This window comes from Shinella sedimenti (assembly GCF_022601905.1).
Lineage (GTDB): Bacteria > Pseudomonadota > Alphaproteobacteria > Rhizobiales > Rhizobiaceae > Shinella > Shinella sedimenti.
This window is the reverse complement of sequence record NZ_JAKVIN010000002.1, coordinates 115900-139040: the sequence shown is the minus strand read 5'-3', so window position 1 is coordinate 139040 and position 23141 is coordinate 115900. Positions and strand designations below refer to the sequence as shown.

At 62.5% G+C, this 23141-nt stretch carries 22 protein-coding genes; 14 read left to right on the top strand and 8 right to left on the bottom strand.

The window, feature by feature from the left end; genetic code table 11:
* The first annotated feature begins 18 nt into the window (after positions 1-18).
* Entirely contained in the window at positions 19-825 is an 807-nt protein-coding gene (gene blaOXA, locus MKI86_RS04860) for a class D beta-lactamase (RefSeq protein ID WP_241598160.1), read from the top strand.
* 241 nt (positions 826-1066) lie between these two features.
* Positions 1067-4549: a carbamoyl-phosphate synthase large subunit gene (gene carB / locus MKI86_RS04855; RefSeq protein ID WP_241598158.1), complete on the top strand. Its 3483-nt coding sequence runs from the start codon at positions 1067-1069 to the stop codon at positions 4547-4549.
* An 82-nt stretch (positions 4550-4631) separates the two neighbouring features.
* On the opposite strand, the gene MKI86_RS04850 is transcribed toward carB, so the two are convergent.
* The 5 genes from MKI86_RS04850 to MKI86_RS04830 form a co-directional block, all read right to left on the bottom strand.
* A complete protein-coding gene (locus tag MKI86_RS04850; RefSeq protein WP_241598156.1) occupies positions 4632-6089 on the bottom strand; it encodes a UdgX family uracil-DNA binding protein in 1458 nt (485 codons plus the stop codon).
* Positions 6089-7318, bottom strand: a complete 1230-nt coding sequence (locus MKI86_RS04845) for a putative DNA modification/repair radical SAM protein (RefSeq protein ID WP_241598155.1) — start codon at positions 7316-7318, stop codon at positions 6089-6091. Before MKI86_RS04845 ends, MKI86_RS04850 begins: the two co-directional genes overlap by 1 nt.
* Positions 7319-7379: 61 nt before the next feature.
* Positions 7380-8345 (bottom strand): SDR family oxidoreductase, encoded by a 966-nt coding sequence (locus MKI86_RS04840; RefSeq protein WP_241598154.1) that lies wholly within the window; start codon positions 8343-8345, stop codon positions 7380-7382.
* A 10-nt stretch (positions 8346-8355) separates the two neighbouring features.
* Positions 8356-8700 carry a hypothetical protein gene (locus MKI86_RS04835; protein WP_241599275.1) on the bottom strand — a complete coding sequence of 115 codons (345 nt, stop codon included), beginning with the start codon at positions 8698-8700 and terminating at the stop codon, positions 8356-8358.
* Between the two features lie 405 nt (positions 8701-9105).
* Entirely contained in the window at positions 9106-9369 is a 264-nt protein-coding gene (locus MKI86_RS04830) for a hypothetical protein (protein WP_241598153.1), read from the bottom strand.
* A gap of 223 nt (positions 9370-9592) precedes the next feature.
* Between MKI86_RS04830 and greA the strand changes: the two genes are divergently transcribed.
* Entirely contained in the window at positions 9593-10069 is a 477-nt protein-coding gene (gene greA, locus MKI86_RS04825; RefSeq protein ID WP_241598152.1) for a transcription elongation factor GreA, read from the top strand.
* Between the two features lie 11 nt (positions 10070-10080).
* Entirely contained in the window at positions 10081-11148 is a 1068-nt protein-coding gene (locus tag MKI86_RS04820) for a glycosyltransferase family 4 protein (RefSeq protein WP_370879888.1), read from the top strand.
* A gap of 6 nt (positions 11149-11154) precedes the next feature.
* Here MKI86_RS04820 and MKI86_RS04815 read toward each other — a convergent pair whose 3' ends face one another.
* The gene (locus MKI86_RS04815; RefSeq protein WP_241598151.1) at positions 11155-11622 is read right to left on the bottom strand and encodes an Lrp/AsnC family transcriptional regulator; all 468 of its coding nucleotides are present in this window, start codon (positions 11620-11622) and stop codon (positions 11155-11157) included.
* Positions 11623-11876: 254 nt separating this feature from the next.
* Between MKI86_RS04815 and trxB the strand changes: the two genes are divergently transcribed.
* From trxB to MKI86_RS04790, 5 genes are all read left to right on the top strand, one after another.
* Positions 11877-12866: a thioredoxin-disulfide reductase gene (gene trxB, locus MKI86_RS04810; protein WP_241598150.1), complete on the top strand. Its 990-nt coding sequence runs from the start codon at positions 11877-11879 to the stop codon at positions 12864-12866.
* A gap of 113 nt (positions 12867-12979) precedes the next feature.
* Positions 12980-13876, top strand: a complete 897-nt coding sequence (locus MKI86_RS04805) for a LysR family transcriptional regulator VtlR (protein WP_134647264.1) — start codon at positions 12980-12982, stop codon at positions 13874-13876.
* Positions 13877-14366: 490 nt separating this feature from the next.
* The gene (locus MKI86_RS04800) at positions 14367-14711 is read left to right on the top strand and encodes an ArsR/SmtB family transcription factor (RefSeq protein ID WP_241598149.1); all 345 of its coding nucleotides are present in this window, start codon (positions 14367-14369) and stop codon (positions 14709-14711) included.
* Positions 14708-15829, top strand: coding sequence for an alkene reductase (locus MKI86_RS04795; RefSeq protein ID WP_241598147.1), 1122 nt, complete (start codon positions 14708-14710; stop codon positions 15827-15829). Before MKI86_RS04800 ends, MKI86_RS04795 begins: the two co-directional genes overlap by 4 nt.
* 149 nt (positions 15830-15978) lie before the next feature.
* The gene (locus tag MKI86_RS04790; RefSeq protein ID WP_241598145.1) at positions 15979-17073 is read left to right on the top strand and encodes a calcium:cation antiporter; all 1095 of its coding nucleotides are present in this window, start codon (positions 15979-15981) and stop codon (positions 17071-17073) included.
* Here the strand turns inward: MKI86_RS04790 and MKI86_RS04785 are convergent.
* The gene (locus tag MKI86_RS04785; RefSeq protein WP_241598144.1) at positions 17070-17303 is read right to left on the bottom strand and encodes a hypothetical protein; all 234 of its coding nucleotides are present in this window, start codon (positions 17301-17303) and stop codon (positions 17070-17072) included. The genes MKI86_RS04790 and MKI86_RS04785 overlap by 4 nt on opposite strands.
* A 121-nt stretch (positions 17304-17424) precedes the next feature.
* Positions 17425-18627 carry a pyridoxal phosphate-dependent aminotransferase gene (locus tag MKI86_RS04780; protein ID WP_241598142.1) on the bottom strand — a complete coding sequence of 401 codons (1203 nt, stop codon included), beginning with the start codon at positions 18625-18627 and terminating at the stop codon, positions 17425-17427.
* Between the two features lie 323 nt (positions 18628-18950).
* Between MKI86_RS04780 and MKI86_RS04775 the strand changes: the two genes are divergently transcribed.
* The 5 genes from MKI86_RS04775 (at position 18951) to MKI86_RS04755 (ending at position 23090) form a co-directional block, all read left to right on the top strand.
* Complete coding sequence (locus tag MKI86_RS04775) at positions 18951-19862, top strand: EAL domain-containing protein (RefSeq protein ID WP_241598139.1); 912 nt, start codon at positions 18951-18953, stop codon at positions 19860-19862.
* A 175-nt stretch (positions 19863-20037) separates the two neighbouring features.
* A complete protein-coding gene (locus MKI86_RS04770; protein ID WP_241598137.1) occupies positions 20038-20241 on the top strand; it encodes a hypothetical protein in 204 nt (67 codons plus the stop codon).
* Positions 20242-20313: 72 nt separating this feature from the next.
* Entirely contained in the window at positions 20314-21483 is a 1170-nt protein-coding gene (locus tag MKI86_RS04765) for a PQQ-dependent sugar dehydrogenase (RefSeq protein WP_370879908.1), read from the top strand.
* Positions 21484-21570: 87 nt separating this feature from the next.
* Positions 21571-22473 carry a DMT family transporter gene (locus MKI86_RS04760; protein WP_241598133.1) on the top strand — a complete coding sequence of 301 codons (903 nt, stop codon included), beginning with the start codon at positions 21571-21573 and terminating at the stop codon, positions 22471-22473.
* A 401-nt stretch (positions 22474-22874) separates the two neighbouring features.
* Positions 22875-23090 (top strand): cold-shock protein, encoded by a 216-nt coding sequence (locus tag MKI86_RS04755; protein ID WP_134647092.1) that lies wholly within the window; start codon positions 22875-22877, stop codon positions 23088-23090.
* The last annotated feature ends 51 nt before the right edge of the window (positions 23091-23141 follow it).

The following is a 23141-nucleotide window of genomic DNA, read 5'->3' as shown; positions in this document are numbered from 1 at the left end:
GAATTCAAGGAAACCGTGATGGATATCCGTCTTTTCGCGGCCGGCACCCTGCTGGCTGCAAGCCTCTGCACGCCGGCCGAAGCCCGCATTATTTGTACCATCGTCACTGACGCCGCCGACGGTGCGATGATTCTGGAGAAGGGCGACTGCAAGACACGGGTGACGCCCGCCTCCACCTTCAAGGTTCCTCTTGCCGTCATGGGCTACGATGCCGGCTTTCTGGAAAACGCGGAAGAACCGGTCCTGCCCTTCATGAAGGGCTATCCGGATTGGGGCGGCGACAACTGGCGCCAGCCGACCACCCCGAAGCGCTGGATGGAGTTTTCGGTCGTCTGGTACTCGCAGCGCATCACAGAATTCCTCGGCTACGAGCAGCTGCGCGACTATGCGGATGCCTTCGGCTACGGCAACGGCGACATGACGGGCGATCCCGGCAAGGACAACGGCCTGGAGCGGGCCTGGATCGCTTCCTCCTTGAAAATATCGCCGCGCGAGCAGGTGGCGTTTCTCGCCAAGCTCGTGAACCACGAACTGCCGGTTTCCGCCAACGCCATGGATGCGGCCATGCAAATCGTGGAAGGAAAGGACATTGCCGACGGCTGGCACGCACAGGGCAAGACCGGCATGGCCTATCCCCGCAAGGCGGACGGCAGTTTCGATTATGCCAAACCATGGGGCTGGTATGTCGGCTGGGCGCGGCGCGACGATCGCACGGTCGTTTTCGCGCGCCTGTTGCAGGATGAGAAGAAGGAAGAACCACGCACCAGCCTGCGCGCCCGCGACGGCATCCTCGCCGAACTGCCGGCCATTCTGGCGAAGAACTGAGGCCTGTCGCTCCCCGCTATGGTGCGGGGAGCACGCCCCCGGCCGGCACCGCCCCGAGCGCCTGATCCCGCGCGCCGCATTTTTCCTGTCGACGGGGCAATTTTCGGGGTTCCGCTCGCCCCCGCATTTGCCTATAAGCCGCTTCTAGCCTTGAAAGACCACTTTTGCGCGCCCGGCCCGGTGAACCCATCGCCATGCCGGTTTTTCGCGCACGCGGCAAAGCGGAAGAACGGATAGAGATATGCCCAAGCGCCAAGATTTGAAATCGATCCTCATCATCGGCGCGGGGCCGATCGTCATCGGTCAGGCCTGTGAATTCGATTATTCCGGCACCCAGGCCTGCAAGGCGCTGAAGGAGGAAGGCTACCGGGTCATCCTCGTCAACTCCAACCCGGCAACGATCATGACGGATCCGGGCCTGGCAGACGCCACCTATGTCGAGCCCATCACGCCCGAAGTCGTCGCCAAGATCATCGCCAAGGAACGCCCGGACGCGCTGCTGCCGACGATGGGCGGCCAGACAGCGCTCAACACCGCGCTCTCCCTGAAGCGCATGGGCGTTCTCGACCGCTACAATGTCGAGATGATCGGCGCCAAGCCCGCCGCCATCGACATGGCGGAAGACCGCGCCCTCTTCCGCGAGGCCATGGCCCGCATCGGCCTGGAGACGCCGAAGTCGCTGCTCGCCAACGCCACCGAGATCAAGGACCAGGACCGCAAGGTTCATGAGGCCCAGCGCGCCAAGCTCAAGGCCGAACTGTCCGGCGAAGCGCTCGACAAGGCGCTGGACGAGCTGGAAAACCAGTGGAACCTCGGCGAGACCGACCGCAAGCAGCGCTATATGAGCCATGCCATGGCGATCGGCGCGCAGGCGCTCGACGAAATCGGCCTGCCCGCCATCATCCGCCCGTCCTTCACGCTTGGCGGCACCGGCGGCGGCATCGCCTACAACCGCTCGGAATTCTTCGAGATCGTCAATTCCGGTCTCGACGCCTCGCCCACCACCGAAGTGCTGATCGAAGAGTCCGTGCTCGGCTGGAAGGAATACGAGATGGAAGTCGTCCGCGACAAGGCGGACAACTGCATCATCATCTGCTCCATCGAGAACATCGACCCGATGGGCGTGCATACGGGTGACTCGATCACCGTCGCGCCGGCCTTGACCCTTACGGACAAGGAATACCAGATCATGCGCAACGCCTCGATTGCGGTGCTGCGCGAGATCGGCGTGGAGACCGGCGGCTCGAACGTGCAGTTCGCCGTCAATCCGAAGAACGGCCGCCTCGTCGTCATCGAAATGAACCCGCGCGTTTCGCGGTCCTCCGCCCTCGCCTCCAAGGCCACCGGCTTCCCGATCGCCAAGATCGCGGCAAAACTCGCCATCGGCTACACGCTCGACGAGCTGGAGAACGACATCACCGGCGGCGCGACGCCTGCTTCGTTCGAACCGTCCATCGACTATGTCGTCACGAAGATCCCGCGTTTCGCCTTCGAAAAGTTCCCCGGCGCCGAGCCGACGCTGACCACTGCCATGAAGTCGGTCGGTGAAGTCATGGCCATCGGCCGCACCTTTGCCGAATCGCTTCAGAAGGCGCTGCGCGGCCTCGAAACGGGTCTGACCGGCCTCGACGAGATCGAAATCCCCGGCCTCGGCGACGGCAACGACAAGAACGCCATCCGCGCCGCCATCTCCACGCCGACACCCGATCGCCTGCGCATGGTTGCCCAGGCGCTGCGCCTTGGCCTGTCGCTGGAGGAAGTGCACGAGGGCTCCAAGATCGACCCGTGGTTCCTCGAGCAGTTCAAGGCCATTGTCGATATGGAGGTCCGCATCCGCGAGCATGGCCTGCCCGCCGACGCCGAAAACCTGCGCATGCTGAAGGCCATGGGCTTCTCCGACGCGCGCCTTGCCACGCTCTCCGGCAAGCGTCCGAAGGAAGTCGCGGAACTCCGCAACGGCCTGAACGTGCGCCCGGTCTTCAAGCGCATCGACACCTGCGCGGCCGAGTTCGCCTCGCCGACCGCCTACATGTACTCAACCTACGAGACGCCGTTCGCCGGCGCCACACGCTCGGAAGCCGGCATTTCCGACCGCAAGAAGGTCGTCATCCTCGGCGGCGGCCCGAACCGCATCGGCCAGGGCATCGAGTTCGACTATTGCTGCTGCCACGCCGCCTTCGCGCTGAAGGATGCCGGCTATGAGGCGATCATGGTCAACTGCAACCCGGAAACCGTCTCGACCGACTACGACACCTCCGACCGCCTCTACTTCGAGCCGCTGACGGCCGAAGACGTCATCGAGATCCTGAAGGCCGAGCAGACCAACGGCGAGCTCGTCGGCGTCATCGTGCAGTTCGGCGGCCAGACGCCGCTGAAGCTGGCCGAGGCGCTGGAGAAGAACGGCATCCCGATCCTCGGCACCGCGCCCGACATGATCGACCTTGCCGAAGACCGTGACCGCTTCCAGAAGCTCCTTCAGAAGCTCGACCTCGCCCAGCCGAACAACGGCATCGCGTACTCGGTCGAGCAGGCCCGCCTGGTCGCAGGCGAAATCGGCTTCCCGCTCGTCGTGCGCCCGTCCTACGTTCTCGGCGGCCGCGCCATGCAGATCATCCATTCGGAATCGATGTTGCAGACCTACCTGCTCGACACTGTGCCGGAACTGGTGCCCGAGGACATCAAGCAGCGCTACCCGAACGATAAGACCGGCCAGATCAACACCCTGCTCGGTAAGAACCCGCTGCTCTTCGACAGCTACCTGTCGAATGCCGTGGAAGTCGACGTCGATGCGCTGTGCGACGGCAAGGATGTCTTCGTTTCCGGCATCATGGAACATATCGAGGAAGCCGGCATCCATTCGGGCGACTCGGCCTGCTCGCTGCCGGTCCACACACTGTCCAACGAGATCGTCGATGAACTGGAGCGCCAGACCAAGGCGCTGGCCAAGGCGCTCAATGTCGGCGGCCTGATGAACGTGCAATACGCCATCAAGGACGGCACGATCTACGTTCTGGAAGTCAACCCGCGCGCCTCGCGCACCGTGCCCTTCGTGGCCAAGACCATCGGTGCGCCGATCGCCAAGATCGCTGCCCGCGTCATGGCCGGCGAAGGCCTCGACGCGGCGATTGCCGCCTATGGCAAGAAGCCGGACCCGCGCAACCTCAAGCACATCGCCGTCAAGGAAGCCGTGTTCCCGTTTGCCCGCTTCCCGGGCGTCGACACGCTGCTCGGCCCGGAAATGCGCTCGACCGGCGAGGTTATCGGCCTCGACACGGACTTCGCGCTGGCCTTCGCCAAGTCGCAGCTCGGCGCCGGCGTCGACCTGCCACGCGAAGGTACGGTCTTCGTGTCGGTGCGCGACGAGGACAAGGACCGCGTACTCGCTGCCATTAACATCCTGACCGGCATCGGCTTCAAGGTGATGGCAACCTCCGGCACCGCCCGCTTCCTCGCCGAAAAGGGCATCGAGGCCATCAAGATCAACAAGGTGCAGGAAGGCCGTCCGCATATCGAGGATGCCATCCGCAACCGGCAGGTCCAGCTGGTCATCAACACGACCGACGGCAACAAGGCGATCTCGGATTCGAAGTCGCTGCGCCGCGCCGCGCTGATGCAGAAGGTGCCTTACTACACCACCATGGCCGGCGCGCTCGCCGCCGCCCAGGCCATCCGGGCCCTCAAGCAGGGCCAGCTCGAAGTGCGTCCGTTGCAGTCGTATTTCTGAGACGTCGAACAGGTCGAATAGAATGAGCCGGTTGGTCCGCCACCCGGCTCTCTTTTATGGAGACGCAACTCCGTGCGACCGATCACGCTGCCGCCATCGTCTCCGAGAGATGCCGCACCATCTGCATGTCCTCCACGAAGAGGGCGTGTTGTCGTTTGCGTTCGGCCTCATCCGGCAGGCGCAACAGGAAGGACGGGTGGACGGTCGGGTAGAGCACGACATCGCCCTGCATGGTGATCGGCTTGCCGCGCAACTGGCTGAGCGGCTTGCGCTCGCCACTCAGCGCAAAGACGGCGGTGGCGCCGAGTGCCACGATGAGCTTCGGCTTGACGAGTTCAACCTCCTTGGCTAGCCACCAGCGGCAATGCTCGATTTCGTTGCGGTCCGGCTTCTGGTGGATGCGGCGCTTGCCGCGCGGCTCGTATTTGAAGTGCTTCACCGCATTGGTGAGGTAAAGCGCATCGCGCGCGATATCGGCCTCTTTCAACACGGCATCGAAGACCTTGCCAGCCGGGCCGACGAAGGGGCGGCCGGCAAGGTCTTCCTGGTCGCCCGGCTGCTCGCCGACCATCATGATACGTGCATCCGGCGGCCCCTCCCCGAACACGGTCTGGGTGGCCGTACAATGCAATGGACAACGCTGGCAGCGGCGCGCCTCCTCGCGAAGCCCCTCGATGGTGTCGGCCTCGGCCGGTATGATCTGCGGCAGTGCCGGGGCATTCTCGCGCAGGCGATAGTGGAAGAGCGGCGGATCGCTCGCCGCGCGCTCGGCCATGGCGCGCACATTCGCCTCGGCATTGGCGATGAGTTCCGGGATCAGGTCGGCTTCCGGCAGATGACGCCAGTATTTCTTCGGCATCTCCGCCTGCATAGCCTTCAGCTTCAGCCGCGCCGGATTGAAGATACTGGCATAATAGGTGCGCCACAGATCGTCGGTCGGATCGCCATGTCCGGGATTGTCGCCCGGCCGCGTATCGAAAATCAGGCTCTCGCCATCCCAGCTCGCCGTACCCTTTGGCGTAGCGATGATCCAGTCCATGTCGGCAAAACGTCGCCGAAAGAAGGGCGCGGTGCGGGCAACGACGAAATGCGTCGGCTCGAACCAGGCGAAGAAACGCCGCCGGCCCTCCACCGCACCGGGAATTTCCTTGAACCGCACGAAGGCCGTCATCTTGTGGCTGTCGCGATGGATGTTCTTGGCCAGGATCCGCGCCCAGGCCACGTCCTTGTCGGCCGAAAGCTCCAACAGGCGCTTATCGGATTGCAGCCGCCAGAGCAGCCGGTAGAGCAGATGGAACCGGCCCGGCTCCGTATGGCAGACCACGGCCTCGGCCAGCGGCAGGAACGCGGGCGGAACGGTGAGCGGCGGCGCTGTGGCGGATGGCGCGGGCAATTCGGGGGCCTCGACTTCGAACAGCTCTTCCGATCCATTGACCCGCCAGTCAACCTCGCGCGGCGAGATGCCGGCGGCAGCGAGTGCGCGCGCGGCATCGCGCCATTCGGAAAAATCACCCCGGCCAAGGAGAGGGATCGTGTGCATCAGAGCAACGAAAGCTGTTCCGGTTTACGCGCAAACAGCGTCTTCAGGTCCGCACGGTCGGCAAGGTGCCGCGGCGTCCAGCCTTCCGCCTCGATGAAGGCGCGCACCTTGCGCAGCGAAACACCGAGCCGCGCCAGGTCCTCCAGCCGCAGGCGCCGGAAACGCCGGCTGGACAGGATGGCCGTCACCGTCTTGGTACCCATGCCCGGAACCCGCAGCAGCATTTCGCGCTCCGCCCGGTTCACATCGACAGGAAAACGCGCACGATTGGCAAGCGCCCAGGCGAGCTTGGGGTCCATATCGAGATCGAGCATGCCGCCCGTCGAGGCCGTGATCTCATCCACACCGAAGCCGTAGAAGCGATAGAGCCAGTCGGCCTGATAGAGCCGGTGCTCGCGCACCAGCGGCGGCTTGATCAGCGGCAGCGCACGCGAGGCATCGGGAATGGGGCTGAAGGCGGAATAATAGACCCGTTTCAGCCCGTAGCTGCCATAAAGCCGCGCGCTGGTCTTGAGAATGGTCGCATCATCGGCGCCGTCGGCACCGACGATCATCTGTGTGCTCTGGCCGCCGGGCACGAACCGCTTGCGCTGCTTCGTGCGCAGCGTCGGCTCACCGGCCGCCTCGATCTTGCGGCGCAGGTCGCCCATGGCGCGCCGAATACCTTCCGGCCGTTTTTCCGGCGCGAAACGCCCGATGCCGGCATCCGTCGGCAGCTCGATATTGAGCGACAGGCGGTCGGCATAAAGCCCCGCCTCCTCGATAAGTTCGGGCGATGCATCCGGAATGGACTTGAGGTGGATGTAACCACGAAAGCCGTGCACGGTACGCAGGTCGCGCACCACCCGCACCATTTCACCCATCGTATGATCGGGCGAACGGATGATGCCCGACGACAAGAACAGTCCCTCGATATAGTTGCGCCGGTAGAATTCCAGCGTCAGCCAGACCACCTCATCAGGCGTGAATCGTGCGCGCTCCACATTGCTGGAAGAACGGTTGATGCAATAGGCGCAATCGAAAACGCAGAAATTGGTGAGCAGGATCTTCAAGAGCGAAATGCATCGCCCGTCCGGTGCATAGGCATGGCAGATCCCTGCCCCTTCCGTGGAGCCGAGGCCTCCCGACTTCACGGAGTCGCGTTTTTCCGTTCCGCTCGATGCGCAAGAGGCATCGTATTTGGCGGCATCCGACAGAATGGCCAAACGTTCCTGCAGCGATTTCTTCATATTTGTTCACTATATGTTCTTATACGGAGAGTCAATGCGAGAGGCGGGTTGGGTCGGCGGCTCAATAGCCGCCGATGATGGGAAGCACCTCGCCGGTGATGTAACTGGAGCACTGCGGCGACGCGAGAAATACATAGGCCGGCGCAAGTTCTTCCGGCTGGGCGGGCCGCTTCATCGGCGTCTTCGCGCCGAATTTCGAGACATCCTCGGCTTTCTTGTCGGAAGGGTTGAGCGGCGTCCAGACCGGACCCGGCGCAACCGCATTCACGCGAATGCCGCGCGGCACGAGCTGGCTGGCAAGCGAACGGGTAAAGGCATGAATGCCGCCCTTCGTCGTGGAATAGTCAATGAGATCCTTGGAGCCCTCCAGTCCCGTGACGGAGCCCGTGTTGATGATCGCCGAACCCGGCTCCATGTGCGCAATGGCGGCCTGCGCCATGTAGAAATAGCCGTAGAGATTGGTCTTCAGCGTCTCGTCGAAATGCTCCTCAGTCAGGTCAAGGATATCCTTGCTATGGACCTGAAAGGCGGCATTGTTGACGAGGACATCGAGCCGGCCAAGATCGCGCGCGACGCATTCTACCGTCTGGACGCAGAATGCCTTGTCTTTGACGTCGCCGGCGAAGGCGAGGCAACGACGCCCTTCCGCCTCGACGGCGGCAATGGTGTCCTTGGCATCCCTGCCCTCTTCGAGGTGGCAGATGGCGATATCTGCACCCTCCCGCGCATAGAGCACCGCGACCGAGCGACCGATTCCGGAATCGCCACCCGTGATGAGCGCGACCTTCCCTTCCAGCTTGCCCGATCCCTTGTAGAACGGCGCATCATACATCGGTGGCGGATCGAGCTTCGCCTCCACGCCCGGTTTCGGCTGGTGCTGCTTGGGAAAGGGCGGCACGGGATAGAGGCGCGCTCCGGCCTGCATGGCCTCCTCACCCTGCTTGCCGCCCTTGCGGTCGGCCTTAGCCACGTTGTCCTGGATATTGCGCTGTTTGGCAGCCGTCCGTGCGGATTGGCTCGGGCTCATGACAGCCTCCTTAAAGCTGGGTGGGGCGGATATTGTCGACACGAACCGTGCCGTCGACCACGCCACGCGGACCGTCCGTCGAATAGGCGGAGTTCGTCTCGTCGGCGACGGTGTAGAGCTTTTCGTTGCGGAAAGCGCTCGATGACGTCGTGGAATTCCCGTCGCCGGGAAGCGCATCGATTTCGGTGAAATCCAGCTCCGCTTCGGCCGCGACAACGCGGGCATCGCCGCTGGAACGGGCCCGCACCACGACTTCACCCTGGTTCTGCGCGTTATCCCAGTTTGGATCGGATGGCGCCGCAATCGGAACGAGCCGGTAAAGCTTCAACTGCTCGACATCGGAATAATCTGTCACCGATGCCTCCGTATCCTGCCGCGGCGCGTTTTCGTCGTAGCCGACGGACCAGTCTGCGCCCGGGGCCGGCGTGCCGGGAAGTGTGCGGTGGGCCGTCGCATCGTCGCTGCCAGTGATCACGCGCGGCTTGGCGCTGGCAACGCCGTCATTTGTGCCGCCCGCCTGCGAAACCACGAACTGCGGAACCGCGTCGGCTTCCACAACCGTCCTTCGCCCCGTCTGCGCGGACACAACATCGCCGGAACCTGCAACAGCGACAGGTGCCACGGGAACCACCTGCTCGTCCTTTTCCTGATAGCCCGCCTCGCGGCGACCCTCGTCATGCAGCGCCTGGTTGCCGGAAACCTCGCCGGCGAGCTGCTTGAAGTAACCGGATATCTTGTGCATCACGCTCATGGTCTTTCCTCACAATCTGGTTTCGAGACGCGCCATCGCCGCTTTGAGGATCGCGCGCAGTTCATCGTCGGCGATCTGCTGAGCGGCGAAGGCTGGATCGGGGTCGCTGCCCGGATCCTCCTCATGGTCGACAACCGTTTCATTGTCGCGCGCCATGGCAACGAGCGCCTCGCGGGCCTCGGGAATGCCGGCAAGGACCGAAACGAGTTCCACCAACAGGCGCCGGTGTGCGTTGGTCCTGCCTTCCAGATGAATCGCGTTTTCGATGGCCATTCTTGCCTCCTGCCTGAACGGCTAACGGAAGCCCTGGGCGAATGTTCCGGCGGGCGCGCACCTGACCCCTGCAGCGAAAAAACTGGCTTTTACAGCAGGCAATCTGTTATAAGGGGCGTTCGAATGTTTCAGACGGTTCCGGGGATTCTTCTCCGGGGGCCGTTTTCTTTTGCGTTTTACGCGGGCTGAAATCCGCGCGGCGCATTCTGAAGGACGGGATAAAATGGTTGAAAAGGTGCCGATGACTCAGGGCGGTTTCGTCAAGCTGCAGGAGGAACTGCGCTGGCGTCAGCAGGAAGAGCGCCCGCGAATCATTGAAGCGATTGCCGAGGCGCGCGCCCATGGCGACCTGTCGGAAAACGCCGAGTACCACGCGGCCAAGGAAGCCCAGAGCCACAATGAAGGCCGCATCACGGAGCTGGAGGATTTCGTCGCCCGCGCCGAGGTGATCGACCTCTCCAAGATGTCTGGCGACAAGATCAAGTTCGGTGCGCGTGTCAAGCTCATCGACGAGGACACGGATGAAGAGAAGGTCTACCAGATCGTCGGCGACCAGGAAGCCGACGTGAAGCAGGGCCGCATCTCTATTTCCTCGCCCATCGCGCGTGCCCTCATTGGCAAGGAAGTCGGCGACTCGATCGAGGTTAACGCCCCCGGCGGCGCCAAGGCCTACGAAATCCTCGCCGTGACCTGGGGCTGAACCAGCACTCCATGGCATACATAAAGGACATGCAGGACGTTGAGGTCATCGCGCCGAATTTCAAGCGACGGCTATCCGGCGTGACGTCCACGATCATCCAGCTTGTCCCGATACAGAACCGGCTCGGCCAGAAGGTTTCAACCCTCGGGCCGGGCTTGCCTGCGAACCTGCCGGCGATGCGTTGGCGTCACCTTCTTTCTCTCTGGAAGGCGCCGGCGCAAAAACCGTTTCGTGTCTGGCATGCACGGCGCAACCTCGAAATGTTGCCGGGTATCCTCATGCGCGATCTCCTGCGCATGAAGCTCAGACTGGTCTTCACCTCCGCCTCGCAGCGCGCCCATAGCGGCTGGACACGTTTTCTCGTTTCCAAGATGGATGCGGTTGTCGCGACAAGCCAAAAGACGGCATCCTATCTTCGCGTACCCAATACCGTCGTCCTGCACGGCATCGATATCACCCGTTTCTCGCCACCGGCAGACAAGATCGCGGCGAAGAAAGCCTGCGGACTGGATGCGAACCGGAAATTCGTCGGCTGTTTCGGCCGCGTCCGCCACCAGAAGGGCACGGACCTCTTCGTCGATGCGATGATCGCGCTCCTGCCCGAGCGGCCGGCGTGGTCGGCCGTTGTCGCGGGCCGGACCACACCGCAGCATGCCGCTTTCGAGGCGGAACTGAAACGGAAGGTCGAGAAGGCAGGCTTGTCCGAGCGCATCCTCTTCGTCGGTGAGCACACCAATATCAATGACTGGTACCGGGCGCTGGACCTGTTCATTGCTCCGCAGCGATGGGAAGGTTTCGGTCTCACCCCGCTCGAAGCGATGGCAAGCGGCGTTCCCGTCGTCGCGACGGATGTGGGCGCCTTCAGCGAGCAGATCGTAAGCGGCACGGAAGAGACCGGCACGATGATCGCCATCAACGATCTGTCGGCAATGATCTCCGCGGCTGCGGCCCTGCTCGACGATGACACCCGTCGTGAGGCGGCCGGCGAACGGGGGCGGCGCCATGTCTCGACCCATTTTGCGATCGAGAAAGAAGCCCAGCGGCTGGGCGAGGTCTATGCCCGCGCGATCGGCCTTTGAACGGGCTTAAAGCTCGACCAGTCCTACCTTCTTGACCTGGCGGATCGTCAGCATGGTGCGCACCGTGTCGACCTGCGCATTGGCGGTCAGTTCCTCGATGACGAAATCCTGGAAGCGGGTGAGGTTTTCCGCCACGCAGTGCAGCAGGTAATCGCTATCGCCGGATACCATCCAGGCCTGCCGCACCATCGGCCATTCGCCGGTCGCCGCGGCAAACGCCTTGAGATTGGCTTCCGACTGGTGCTTGAGCCCGACCATGCAGAAGGCGACGAGATCGTAGCCGAGCGCCGGCGCGTTCAGGAGCGCCGTATAGCCCTCGATGATGCCCGCCTCCTCCAGCTTGCGCACGCGGCGCAGACAGGGCGGCGCGGAAATGCCGGCGCGCGCGGCAAGCTCCACATTGGTCATCCGGCCATCCGCCTGGAGTTCCTTCAGGATACGGATGTCGATTGCATCGAGTTCGGCACGGAACATGGAAATTTTCAGACCTTTCGGGAGGGCGACCGGAAGTGATCCGAATCGGCACATCAGCGCAACATTGTTACTGCAAGAGGCACAAATATGTCACGGGGGTCCGCTTGGTTGTTGGCAACGGCCCGCGCGCACTTGAAACTCGCGGCAGTCCCCTCATAAATGAGACCTGAACAACGATAATGCTGGCCCTACCCTGCGCAACGACGCCGCGCGGCGGGGCCGATTTGGGGTAGAGTGCCCCGAAAGGAACGACCATGTCCGCCGCCTCCGCGAATTCGCGCCACGTCAAGGTGCTGATCATCGGCTCCGGCCCCGCCGGCTACACCGCCGCCATCTACACGGCCCGCGCCATGCTGGAACCCGTGCTGATCGCCGGCATGGAACAGGGCGGCCAGCTGATGATCACCACGGATGTGGAAAACTATCCGGGCTATGCCGATCCGGTCCAGGGGCCCTGGATGATGGAGCAGATGCTCAAGCAGGCCGAGCATGTCGGCGCCGAGATCGTCAACGATCTCGTGACGAATGTCGACCTCGACGTGCGTCCCTTCCGCATCTCCACCGACAGCGGCACCGAATGGACCGCCGACGCGCTGATCATCGCTACCGGCGCCAAGGCCAAGTGGCTCGGCATCGAGACCGAGCACAAGTTCATGGGCTTCGGCGTTTCGGCCTGCGCGACCTGCGACGGCTTCTTCTATCGCAACAAGGACGTCATTGTCGTGGGCGGCGGCAACTCGGCCGTCGAGGAAGCGCTCTATCTCGCCAATCTCGCGAAGACCGTGACCGTCGTGCACCGCCGCGACACCTTCCGTGCCGAGCGCATCCTGCAGGAGCGCCTGTTCGCCAAGGAAAACGTCAAGATCGTCTGGGATCATGAAGTGCTGGAATATCTGGGCGCTGATCCGAAGCCGCCGATGCCGGCCTCCGTCAACGGCGTGCGGCTGCGCAACGTCAAGACGGGCGACATCAGCGACATGGCGACTGATGGCGTCTTCGTGGCGATCGGCCATGCGCCGGCCGTCGAACTCTTCAAGGGCAAGCTGCGCCTCAAGCCGAACGGTTACCTGTGGACCGCGCCCGATTCCACCGCGACGGACGTGCCGGGCGTTTTTGCCGCCGGCGACGTGACCGACGACATCTATCGCCAGGCCGTGACGGCCGCCGGCATGGGCTGCATGGCAGCCCTGGAAACCGAAAAGTACCTTGCAGGTCATATGCCTGTCGCAATTGCGGCCGAGTAGAAGCCGCCAACCAAGGGAGGCGGATTCCATCCGACCTCCCACGTGGGAACAGTTGAATCAGCGACCGAGCGGGAGACGTCGTCTGCCCGCAGGAGGGACTTATGGGGGATAGAATGCCGCTCGATTGGGATAAGCTGCGGATATTTCACGCCGCGGCCGAGGCCGGCTCGTTCACGCACGCGGCAGACAAGCTGCACCTGTCTCAATCGGCCATCAGCCGGCAGGTCAGCGCGCTGGAGCAGGATGTCGGCATCAAGCTGTTCCATCGCCATGCACGCGGTCTGATTCTGACCGAACAGGGCGAAATCCTCTACCGGACAGCGCACGACGTGCTGATGAAGCTCGAAGGCGTGCGCGTCCAGCTGACGGAAAACACCGAGAAGCCGAGCGGCAAGCTGCGCATCACCACCACCGTCGGCCTCGGTCAGGGCTGGCTGACCGACAAGGTGCAGGAATTTCTCGCGCTCTATCCCGACATGCAGGTGCAGCTCATCCTCGACAACGAGGAGCTGGACGTGAACATGCGCCACGCCGACTGCGCCATCCGCCTGCGCGAACCGCAGCAGTCGGACCTCATCCAACGGCGTCTGTTCACGGTGCACATGCATATCTATGCCGCACCGTCCTACATCAACCGCTATGGCGAGCCGCAGTCAATCGACGACCTCGACAACCACAGGATCATCACCTTCGGCGAGCCGGCCCCCAATTACCTGCTCGACGTCAACTGGCTGGAGATCGCCGGACGCGATTCGGACAATCCCCGCCCCTCCATCCTGCAAATCAACAGCCAGACGTCGATCAAGCGCGCGTGCCTGCTGGGAATCGGGGTCGCTATGCTTCCCGATTACATCGTCGGGCGCGATCCGGGCCTGCTTCAGCTTCCGCTGAGCGCGGATATTCCCTCCTTCGATACGTATTTCTGCTATCCGAGCGAAATGAAAAACTCGGCGAAACTCAAGGTTTTCAGGGATTTCATCGTTGCCAAGGCCCGAAACTGGAACTTCTGACCAAGGCCTGCGCCCTACGCATGGCTGGCATGCACATTAAATGGTTGCCGCATGCTCAGAAAAGCATCATATCGCGCCCAGCTGATGCATTTCGGTGGCTTTTTCCTCCCAGTGCCACCGCACCAGCTGTTCCCCTCTGGAGGTTTTATTACCTTCAAAACTATAAAGGGCCCAAGTTGATCTTGTGGCCCTCTTTTTTTGCCTTTCATTAGCCAAGTTGAAATTTCCAAGTTTCTTGCAAAACTTGGTATGCGCTTGCCTTGAAGAAACTCAGGCCCTCCCCCATATTCATTTCAGCCAACGCACATGCGGTCTTTCTCCTCCCAGTACCGCGCGCTGGCTGTTCCCCTCTGGAGGTTCTTGACCTTCAAACTTTGCAGGGCCCAGGCTTACGCTTGTGGCCCTCTTTTTTTGCTGCCGCCCTTGTATCGCGCAAACACGATCACAATATCGGGTAAAAGCGATATACAAAGGACCGGACATAAAAGGCATGACCGCCCCCGACACCGACACAGACGAGATCCTGAAGGCGCTGGCCCATCCCACGCGGCTGGAGATCCTTGCCTGGCTGAAGGAGCCGCAGGCCTATTTCGCCGGCCAGGAGCATCCGCTGGACTTCGGCGTGTGCGCCGGACAGATCGAAAAGCGCTGCGATCTTTCGCAGTCCACCGTTTCCGCCCATCTCGCCACGCTGCAACGCGCCGGTCTCGTGACGACGCGCAAGGTCGGCCAATGGGTGTTCTTCAAACGCGACGAAGACAAAATCGCCGCCTTTCTCCACCACATCAACAGCACCCTCGAGCCGGCATCCAGCCAGAAAAAGGATACTCCATGACCTCGCTCTTCGACCCCATCAAGATCGGCGATATCCAGCTTGCCAACCGTATCGTCATGGCGCCGCTGACGCGCAACCGCTCTCCGGGCGCAGTACCGAACACGTTGAACGCCGCCTATTACGAGCAGCGCGCGTCGGCCGGCCTCATCATCACCGAGGGAACGCCGATCACCCAGCAGGGTCAGGGATACGCCGACGTGCCCGGCCTCTACACGCCGGAAGCGCTTGCCGGCTGGCGCCAAGTGACGGACGCCGTGCACAAGTCCGGCGGCAAGATCGTCGTGCAGATGTGGCATGTCGGCCGTATCTCTCATGACAGCCTGCAGCCGAATGGCGGCAAGCCCGTTGCCCCCTCTGCCATCCGCGCCAAGTCGAAGACCTATCTCATCGATGCCGATGGCAGCGGCTCCTTCGCCGAGACATCAGAGCCCCGGGCGCTTGCCCCTGAGGAGATTGCCGGCATCGTGGAAGACTATCGCCGCGCGGCGCGTGCCTCCATCGACGCCGGCTTCGACGCTGTCGAGATCCACGCCGCGAATGGCTACCTGATAGACCAGTTCCTGCGCTCGGGCAGCAACCAGCGCGACGACAACTACGGCGGCTCGATCGAAAACCGTGCCCGCTTCCTCTTCGAAGTGGTCGATGCGATCGTCTCCGAAATCGGCGCCGGCCGCACCGCCATCCGTATCTCGCCGGTAACACCAGCAAACGACGCCTTCGATCCGGCACCGCAGCCGCTCTTCACCCATGTCGTCGAAGGGCTTGCGCGCCACGACCTCGCCTATGTCCACGTCATAGAGGGCGCCACGGGCGGTCCGCGTGATTTCCAGCAGGGCGATGCCCCGTTCGATTACGATGCCCTGCGCGCCGCCTATCGGGCCGCGGGCGGGAAAGCCGCCTGGATGGTCAACAACGGCTACAATCGCGAAATGGCCATCGACGCAATCGAGGAAGGCAAGGCAGACCTCGTCGCCTTCGGCAAGCTCTTCATCTCCAACCCCGACCTCGTCACGCGCCTGAAGAACGACACAGTTCTAAACGCCCCGGACCAGGGCACCTTCTACGGCGGCGGCGCAAAGGGCTATACCGACTATCCGGCGCTGGAGAACGTCGCCTGACCGGTTAAGCCCATCGCCGGAGGGCCGACATTCTCTGGCCCGCTCGCGTCCCCAAGATAAAACGCCCGCGTTGCATCACGCGGGCGTTTTCTTTTCGCGCGTCGCGGCTACATCTACTGACGGATCATCTGCCACGGAGCCAGCCACCCATGCTTTCCAGCCTCACCAAGGAACGTTTCCTGTTTGTCGGCCTCGCCGTGGCGGTCCTTGCCTATGCGACCGAACACAGTCTGCTGGAGTTGGGCCGTCCGGCGATGCTGGTTGCCGCCTTCGCGCTGATTGCAGTGATCGTGCTGGTCTCCACCCGCGTCGCCCACCACGCCGAAATCCTCGCCTCCAAGGTAGGCGATCCCTACGGCACGATGATCCTGACGCTCTCGGCGGTTCTGGTGGAGGTGGTGATCCTCGCCATCATGATGCGGGGAGAAACCTCGCCGACGCTCGTGCGCGACACGATCTACGCCGCCGTCATGCTCGATATCAACGGCATCCTCGGGCTTGCCGCCCTGCTCGGGGGCATCCGTCACGGCGAGCAACCCTATAACGACGATTCCGGCAAGACCTATGGCGTGATGATCCTGACGGCCATGGGCATCTCCATGGTCGTGCCCGAATTCGTACCGCGCGAAAGCTGGCATCTCTATTCCCTGTTCACCATCGGCGCGATGATCACGCTCTATGCCGTCTTCCTGCGCATGCAGGTTGGCGCACACAGCTATTTCTTCAGCTATGCCTATCCGCGCGCCGAGCGGAAGGAGCACCCCGACAGCAGCGCACCGGAAGAAGACGAATCCGCGACCGTCTCCATCCTCGTTATCGTCGCGGGCGTGGTGCTGATCGGCGCTTTGGCGGAAGTGATGTCGGTGCTGCTCGGCGCCGGGCTCAAGGGCACCGGCGCGCCGCCGGCGCTGATGGCGGTGATCGTCGCAGCCATTTCGGCCGCGCCAGAAATCCTGACGGCACTGCGCGCTGCGCTCGCCAATCGCATGCAATCGGTCGTCAACATCGCCATGGGGGCTTCGTTGTCGACGGTCATCCTCACGGTGCCCGTCATGGAGGCCATCGCGCTCTACACTGGCCAGCCCTTCATTATGGCGATGTCGCCGGTCCAGACGGTGATGGTGACCATCACGCTCATCGCCGCCGCCATCAACCTCAATGACGGCGAGACGAACGCCATCGAAGGAATGACGCATTTCATCCTCTTCGCCACGTTCATCATGCTGACGCTGATTGGACTTTAGCGGCGCATGCCGCCGACATGGTATTCACCGGGACCGTTGCGCATGGAGTGGTATTTTTCCGGATTGTTGAAGAAGTAATCCCACGCCGTCATCATGCGCGCGCCTTCGCTGACCACCACCCCGCCGCGCGGCGCATCGTCCCCCTGCCCTGTATAACGATCGCCGTCCGCGGCCACGGCTGCGGTGGAAAGCGCAAGCATGGTCGCGATGGAGAGGGGTATGGCTTTCATGGTTCGGCTCCGCGTTGTCGATATCACCTCTATATCGGTCACGATGACAGCAATTTCATGGACCGAACGTAAAAAACCCGCCGTCTCCGGCGGGTTCTTCAATCAGGAAAGGCGGTATGCCTTACTTGCAGGCTGCGCAGAAGCGCTGAATACGCTTGCATGCTTCCTCGAGCTGCGCTTCCGACGTCGCATAGGAGATGCGGAAGTTCGGGCCGAGGCCGAAGGCCGAACCGTGCACGACGGCAACGCCTTCCGCTTCCAGAAGTTCGGACACGAAGTCCTCGTCGGTCTCGATGACCTTGCCCGACGGTGCAGTCTTGCCGATCAGACCCTTGCAGGACGGATAGACGTAGAACGCGCCTTCCGGCGACGGGCACTCGATGCCCTTGGCCTGGTTGAGCATGGAGACCACGAGGTCACGACGGCCCTCGAAGATCTTCTTGTTCTCGGGAATGAAGTCCTGCGTGCCGTTCAGCGCCTCGACAGCCGCCCACTGGGCAATCGAGCATGCGCCCGACGTCTGCTGGCCCTGGATCATGTCCATGGCCTTGATGAGGTTGAGCGGACCGGCCGCATAGCCGATACGCCAGCCGGTCATTGCATAGGCCTTGGAAACGCCGTTCATGGTGAGCGTGCGGTCATAGAGGCCGGGCTCGACCTCGACCGGCGTCGCGAACTTGAAGTCGCCATAGGTCAGGTGCTCGTACATGTCGTCGGTCAGTACCCAGACATGCGGGTGACGCATCAGGACGTCGGTCAGCGCATTCAGCTCGGCGTGGCTGTAGGCGGCTCCCGACGGGTTGGACGGCGAGTTGAAGATGAACCACTTGGTCTTGGGCGTAATCGCCTTTTCCAGGTCTTCGGCCTTCAGCTTGAACTTGTTTTCCTGTGTCGTGGCGACGAAGACGGGCGTGCCGCCGCACAGGGAAACCATTTCCGGGTAGGAGACCCAGTAAGGTGTCGGGATAACGACCTCATCACCCGGATTCATCGTCGCCATGAAGGCGTTGAAAAGAATCTGCTTTCCGCCTGTGCCGACGATGGTCTGCGCGGCGGTGTAATCGAGGTTGTTCTCGCGCTTGAACTTCTTGACGATGGCGTCACGCAGTTCCGGGATACCGGCGACCGGCGTGTACTTCGTCTCGCCGCGCTTGATCGCCTCGATGGCGGCAGCCTTGATGTTGTCGGGCGTATCGAAATCCGGCTCGCCTGCGCCAAGCCCGATGACATCGCGGCCTTTCGCTTTCAACTCGCGCGCTTTCTGGGAAACAGCGATGGTGGCGGAGGGCTTCACACGGGAAAGGGCGTCGGCAAGAAAGGCCATGATGGAGATGTCCTCATCGGGTTCAAAGACGGCTTGAAGCCATGGACCCGGAGCGCCGGGCTCCATAGCGGTTAGGTCTATGTCGAAACTGCGCCGGTCTTGCAAGCACGCGAACGAAAAAAAGCAGGAAAACCGGGCTTTCGCGCAAAATTTCATACGCCCCATCACAAAAGCGAATGGATCGCCCACAAGTCGGGAACTCCGGACACCAAATGGTTGAGGCGAGAGAAAAGATGAGATTTTTACGCGAACGATTAAGCAGCCCTTAACGGATTCGGTCTATCCTGCGCCGGTCGATAGCCCTCCCGTTGATGGTGCTCTGCATGAGTGAAAGAAGCATCTTCACCAACCTCGTGCGGCAGGCCGACGGTGCTTACAGCGCCGTTTACGGCCCCTATTTCCTGCAATCGGCGCTCCAGCCCATCTTCCGCGAACATGCGGACGGACGGTTGCAGATCGCGGCTTTCAAGGGGCTGATCCGCGCCAGCGCCGGCGATATGCCGACGTCTCCCGGCGAGTTCTTCCAGAGTGTGCCGGAGGATGAGCGCGCCGCAGTCGACGGCCTGTGCCGCAGCCTGCACATCCTCAATGCCGGCCTCATCGGCCGGCCTGACGTCGCCCTCATCATGAGCGTCCATTCCGGCCTGTACCGTGCGCCGCAGGCCATGCGTCAGGAAGTGGAGTGGCTGCGGCTTGCCGCCCATGAGGCAGGAATCGCTCCCGAGCGGATCGTCTGCGAAATTCGTCAGCTGCCGGGCGACGATGCCGAGGCCCTCGCGCTTTTCGCCGACCGGCTGCACGAGGCCGGCTTCTCCATCGCGATCGACGAATACACCGGCGATGACCGCGATCTTGCCCGCCTCGAGCGCCTGAAGCCGCAATTCGTGGCCTTCGATACATCCTGGCTGCAGGAATTTGCCGAAAACTCGGCCGGCCTGGCGCTCCTGCGGGTCGTGATCGGCCAGTTCGCAGACAAGAACATCCAAACCATCGTCGGCGGTATCGAGACACCGGAGACCATGGCGCTTTGCCGCGAGATGGGAGGACCGCTGATGCAAGGCTTCCTTCTCGCCCGGCCGGAACTGGCTCCGACGCACTTCAACACGACCTTTCCCGATATCGGCGAGGATAGCCCTGCGGCGGAGCAACCCGCCGCCCCCCTATCCGATGCCGTAGCACCGGTCGAACACCGTGTCGCGAGAGCCATTCGGCACTTCGGCAGAAGGGGTGCCTAAGACGGCGCAGTCGCCCCTTCTATTCGCCTGAAGCATTTGGAAACGTGACATTTTTACCATGCCTTTTTTTCGCCACAATAAATGTCGGGCCTTGCCGCAATTCGGTCCTTGTCGCGCCGATTTCGGCAGGCCTTTTGGACATCGTTCAAGCAAAAAGCAAAGACAGGGGACAACGATGTTTCTGGATGAAGACAAGCCCGGCAAGACGCCAAAGGCCCGCGAGTCGCGGGCCATGTTTCTCATCGCCATGACGGCACTGGCCGCATGCGTGCTTATGGTGGTCAGCCTGATGTCGCCGCCGGCCGTTGCGCTCGACACGATCAAGACCTCCGGTATCGGCAATGCAGCCTCCCAGCAGGTTCACCCCGCGCAAAAGTGACACGCCGGCGGCCGCCGCTCTTGCAAGCCGCACGGCTCTGCGTCAGGTAACGGCAAGAGGCGGGAGATGGCTATGCAGGAACGGCAAAGACTCAGGATAGTCACATGGGGCAGTAAGGTCATCGCCCTCGTCATCGCGCTGCCGTTGTCCCTTACGCCGGCCTTGGCCGATATTCGCATCGTTCCCAGCAAGAAGGTCCCGCTTGCCGTCGAGACAGTCGCGAGCGGCCTCAACCACCCCTGGTCCGTCGAAGTGCTGCCGGACGGCAGCTATCTGGTTTCCGAAAAGGGCGGCACGCTACGGCGCGTGCAGGCGGGAAAGGTTTCCGCCCCCATCTCAGGCTTGCCCGAAGTGGCGACAAACGGTCAGGGCGGACTGCTCGGCATTGCGCTGGCAGGGGATTTCGAGACCAGCCGCATTCTGTTCCTCACCTATAGCGCACGCGGCAATGGCGGTGTCGGCACGGCCGTCGCCCGGGGGCGGCTGTCGGAAGACGGCACACGGCTCGAGGACACGACCCGCATCTTCCAGATGAGCCGCCTGACGACACGCGGCCAGCATTTCGGCTCCCGCATCGCGATTGCCGGCGACGGCAGCCTCTTCTTCGGTATCGGCGATCGCGGCGAAGGCGAACGCGCCCAGGACCCGCGCGACCATGCCGGCGCCATCATGCATATCAATCCCGATGGCACGCCCCATGCGGACAACCCGTTCCTCGGCAGCTCGGACGGGCTGGCGGAGATCTGGTCGAAGGGCCATCGCAACCCGCAAGGCATCGCTATCGATCCGAAGGACGGCACGCTGCTGACCGCCGAACACGGCGCGCGCGGCGGCGACGAGATCAACAATCCGCAGCCCGGGCGCAACTACGGCTGGCCGCGCGTCTCCTATGGCCGCCACTATTCGGGCGCAGAGTTCGAGCTTGGCTCGACGGCTGCCGGCTATGAACCACCACTCTATTATTGGGATCCGTCCATCGCGCCCGGCGCCATCGCCGTCTATCGCGGCGCGATGTTTCCCGAATGGGATGGCAACCTGATTGTCGCCGCACTCGCCTACCGCCTGGTTGCCCGGCTGGAGCGCGATGAAAACGGCGCGGTCCTCTCGGAGGAGCGCATGTTTGGCGGAGAGTTTGGCCGCATCCGCGATGTCGTCGTCGCGCCGGATGGAGCGCTTCTCCTTCTGACCGACGAGGACGACGGCGCCCTGTTGCGCGTGTCGCGGGCCGACGCGACGGACTGAGCCTCCACCCTTGCCCAAAAAACGGGCGCCTGCTAGCAGGATGAGCGGCGCCTTCCGCGCCGGTTGCCTCCATCAGGGTGGAATGACATGACGCGCATTCAGGCGAACCTTCTCCTGTTGCTGGCCGGCGCCATCTGGGGCGCGGGCTTCATCGCGCAATCGACCGCGATGCAGACGCTCGGGCCGATCTGGTTCATAGGCCTGCGCTTTGCAGTGGCAACCCTCGTCGCCCTGCCCTTCGCCCGGTGGGAACAGATGCGCGCCGAAACCGCCGTCAGCCGCAGGGACATGGCCGGCTTCGTGCTGACAGGCCTTGCGCTCTTCGCCGCCGCCAGCTCCCAGCAGGTCGGTCTCCTCACGACGACCGTCACCAATTCCGGCTTCCTCACCGGTCTCTACGTCGTCTTCACGCCCATTCTCACCGTGCTGATATTGCGCCGCCGGCCGCACTGGGTCATCTGGCCGGCCGCCGTCATGGCGTCCGTCGGCATCTTCCTGTTGTCCGGCGGCACGCTTGCGGCCCTGACGGTCGGCGACATGCTGACCATCCTATGTGCAGTTCTCTGGTCCGTGCAGATGATCTGCGTCGGTGTCTTCGCCGGCCGCTCCGGGCGGCCGCTTGCGCTGTCGCTTACGCAGTTCGCCATCTGCGGCGTGCTCGGCTGCGCCTTCGGCGCGCTCTTCGAGCCCATCAGCCTTGCTGCCATAACCGGCGCGTTGCCGGAAATCCTCTATGCCGGCCTGTTCTCCAGCGGCCTCGCCTTCATGGTCCAGAACATCGCGCAGCGTTATACGACTGCGCCGCAGGCGGCGATCTTCCTGTCCAGCGAGGCGCTGTTCGCAGCCTTCTTCGGCGTGCTTCTGCTGGGCGAGACCATCAGCACAGCCGGTTATATTGGCTGCGGAATCATCTTCCTTGCGATGCTTGCTGTGGAACTGGTGCCGGAACTGCTGCGCGAGCGGCGCGGGAATACGCCCGCCGAAGTATGATGCCGGCCGTTTCCCGCGACCGCACAATATAGATCTTGCCACTAACCTCTTCCTTCATGGCAAGGGGTGACTTTTTCGGCAATCCCCTGCAATTTGACCAAAGTGAGGCATGTCAAATGCCCGCCAAAACTTTTGCTTGCCAATTTGCCACAAACACATCAATCTTCCTTTGTTCGGGCAATTTGCGGACACGGGAAGACCTTTAATAAAAGCGCGCCGGAGACGCGAAATAATTCCGGGCAGCCAACATCTGGATGATCCCAGGGTCATATGGTTGGCTGGCTGCGGTGAAAACAGGACCCTTTCCTCAACCTCGAGAACTGCCTGCCTAACGCCCTTCGGGGCAAAACTGACGTTCTGCCCGCCGCCAATATACGGGCAGAGAGAAAAGGACCTGACGCATGGCCGAAACTGGCATTGTAAAATTCTTCAACACTGAGAAGGGCTTTGGTTTCATCAAGCCCGACAATGGTGGTGCGGATATTTTCGTACACATCTCTGCTGTACAGGCTTCCGGCCTGAACGGCCTTTCCGAAAACCAGAAGGTAAGCTTCGACACGGAACCTGATCGCCGCGGCAAAGGCCCGAAGGCGGTCAACCTCGAGATTGCCGGCTAACCGGTAATCTCAGGATTTTGAGTTGGAGCCCGGCAGTGATGCCGGGTTTTT

Excerpts from the sequence above, each read along its gene's own strand:
- blaOXA (WP_241598160.1), top strand. The coding sequence starts at position 19 with ATGGATATCCGTCTTTTCGCGGCCGGCACCCTGCTGGCTGCAAGCCTC.
- carB (WP_241598158.1), top strand. The coding sequence starts at position 1,067 with ATGCCCAAGCGCCAAGATTTGAAATCGATCCTCATCATCGGCGCGGGG.
- MKI86_RS04850 (WP_241598156.1), bottom strand. The coding sequence starts at position 6,089 with ATGCACACGATCCCTCTCCTTGGCCGGGGTGATTTTTCCGAATGGCGC.
- MKI86_RS04845 (WP_241598155.1), bottom strand. The coding sequence starts at position 7,318 with ATGAAGAAATCGCTGCAGGAACGTTTGGCCATTCTGTCGGATGCCGCC.
- MKI86_RS04840 (WP_241598154.1), bottom strand. The coding sequence starts at position 8,345 with ATGAGCCCGAGCCAATCCGCACGGACGGCTGCCAAACAGCGCAATATC.
- MKI86_RS04830 (WP_241598153.1), bottom strand. The coding sequence starts at position 9,369 with ATGGCCATCGAAAACGCGATTCATCTGGAAGGCAGGACCAACGCACAC.
- greA (WP_241598152.1), top strand. The coding sequence starts at position 9,593 with ATGGTTGAAAAGGTGCCGATGACTCAGGGCGGTTTCGTCAAGCTGCAG.
- MKI86_RS04820 (WP_370879888.1), top strand. The coding sequence starts at position 10,081 with ATGGCATACATAAAGGACATGCAGGACGTTGAGGTCATCGCGCCGAAT.
- MKI86_RS04815 (WP_241598151.1), bottom strand. The coding sequence starts at position 11,622 with ATGTTCCGTGCCGAACTCGATGCAATCGACATCCGTATCCTGAAGGAA.
- trxB (WP_241598150.1), top strand. The coding sequence starts at position 11,877 with ATGTCCGCCGCCTCCGCGAATTCGCGCCACGTCAAGGTGCTGATCATC.
- MKI86_RS04805 (WP_134647264.1), top strand. The coding sequence starts at position 12,980 with ATGCCGCTCGATTGGGATAAGCTGCGGATATTTCACGCCGCGGCCGAG.
- MKI86_RS04800 (WP_241598149.1), top strand. The coding sequence starts at position 14,367 with ATGACCGCCCCCGACACCGACACAGACGAGATCCTGAAGGCGCTGGCC.
- MKI86_RS04795 (WP_241598147.1), top strand. The coding sequence starts at position 14,708 with ATGACCTCGCTCTTCGACCCCATCAAGATCGGCGATATCCAGCTTGCC.
- MKI86_RS04790 (WP_241598145.1), top strand. The coding sequence starts at position 15,979 with ATGCTTTCCAGCCTCACCAAGGAACGTTTCCTGTTTGTCGGCCTCGCC.
- MKI86_RS04785 (WP_241598144.1), bottom strand. The coding sequence starts at position 17,303 with ATGAAAGCCATACCCCTCTCCATCGCGACCATGCTTGCGCTTTCCACC.
- MKI86_RS04780 (WP_241598142.1), bottom strand. The coding sequence starts at position 18,627 with ATGGCCTTTCTTGCCGACGCCCTTTCCCGTGTGAAGCCCTCCGCCACC.
- MKI86_RS04775 (WP_241598139.1), top strand. The coding sequence starts at position 18,951 with ATGAGTGAAAGAAGCATCTTCACCAACCTCGTGCGGCAGGCCGACGGT.
- MKI86_RS04770 (WP_241598137.1), top strand. The coding sequence starts at position 20,038 with ATGTTTCTGGATGAAGACAAGCCCGGCAAGACGCCAAAGGCCCGCGAG.
- MKI86_RS04765 (WP_370879908.1), top strand. The coding sequence starts at position 20,314 with ATGCAGGAACGGCAAAGACTCAGGATAGTCACATGGGGCAGTAAGGTC.
- MKI86_RS04760 (WP_241598133.1), top strand. The coding sequence starts at position 21,571 with ATGACGCGCATTCAGGCGAACCTTCTCCTGTTGCTGGCCGGCGCCATC.
- MKI86_RS04755 (WP_134647092.1), top strand. The coding sequence starts at position 22,875 with ATGGCCGAAACTGGCATTGTAAAATTCTTCAACACTGAGAAGGGCTTT.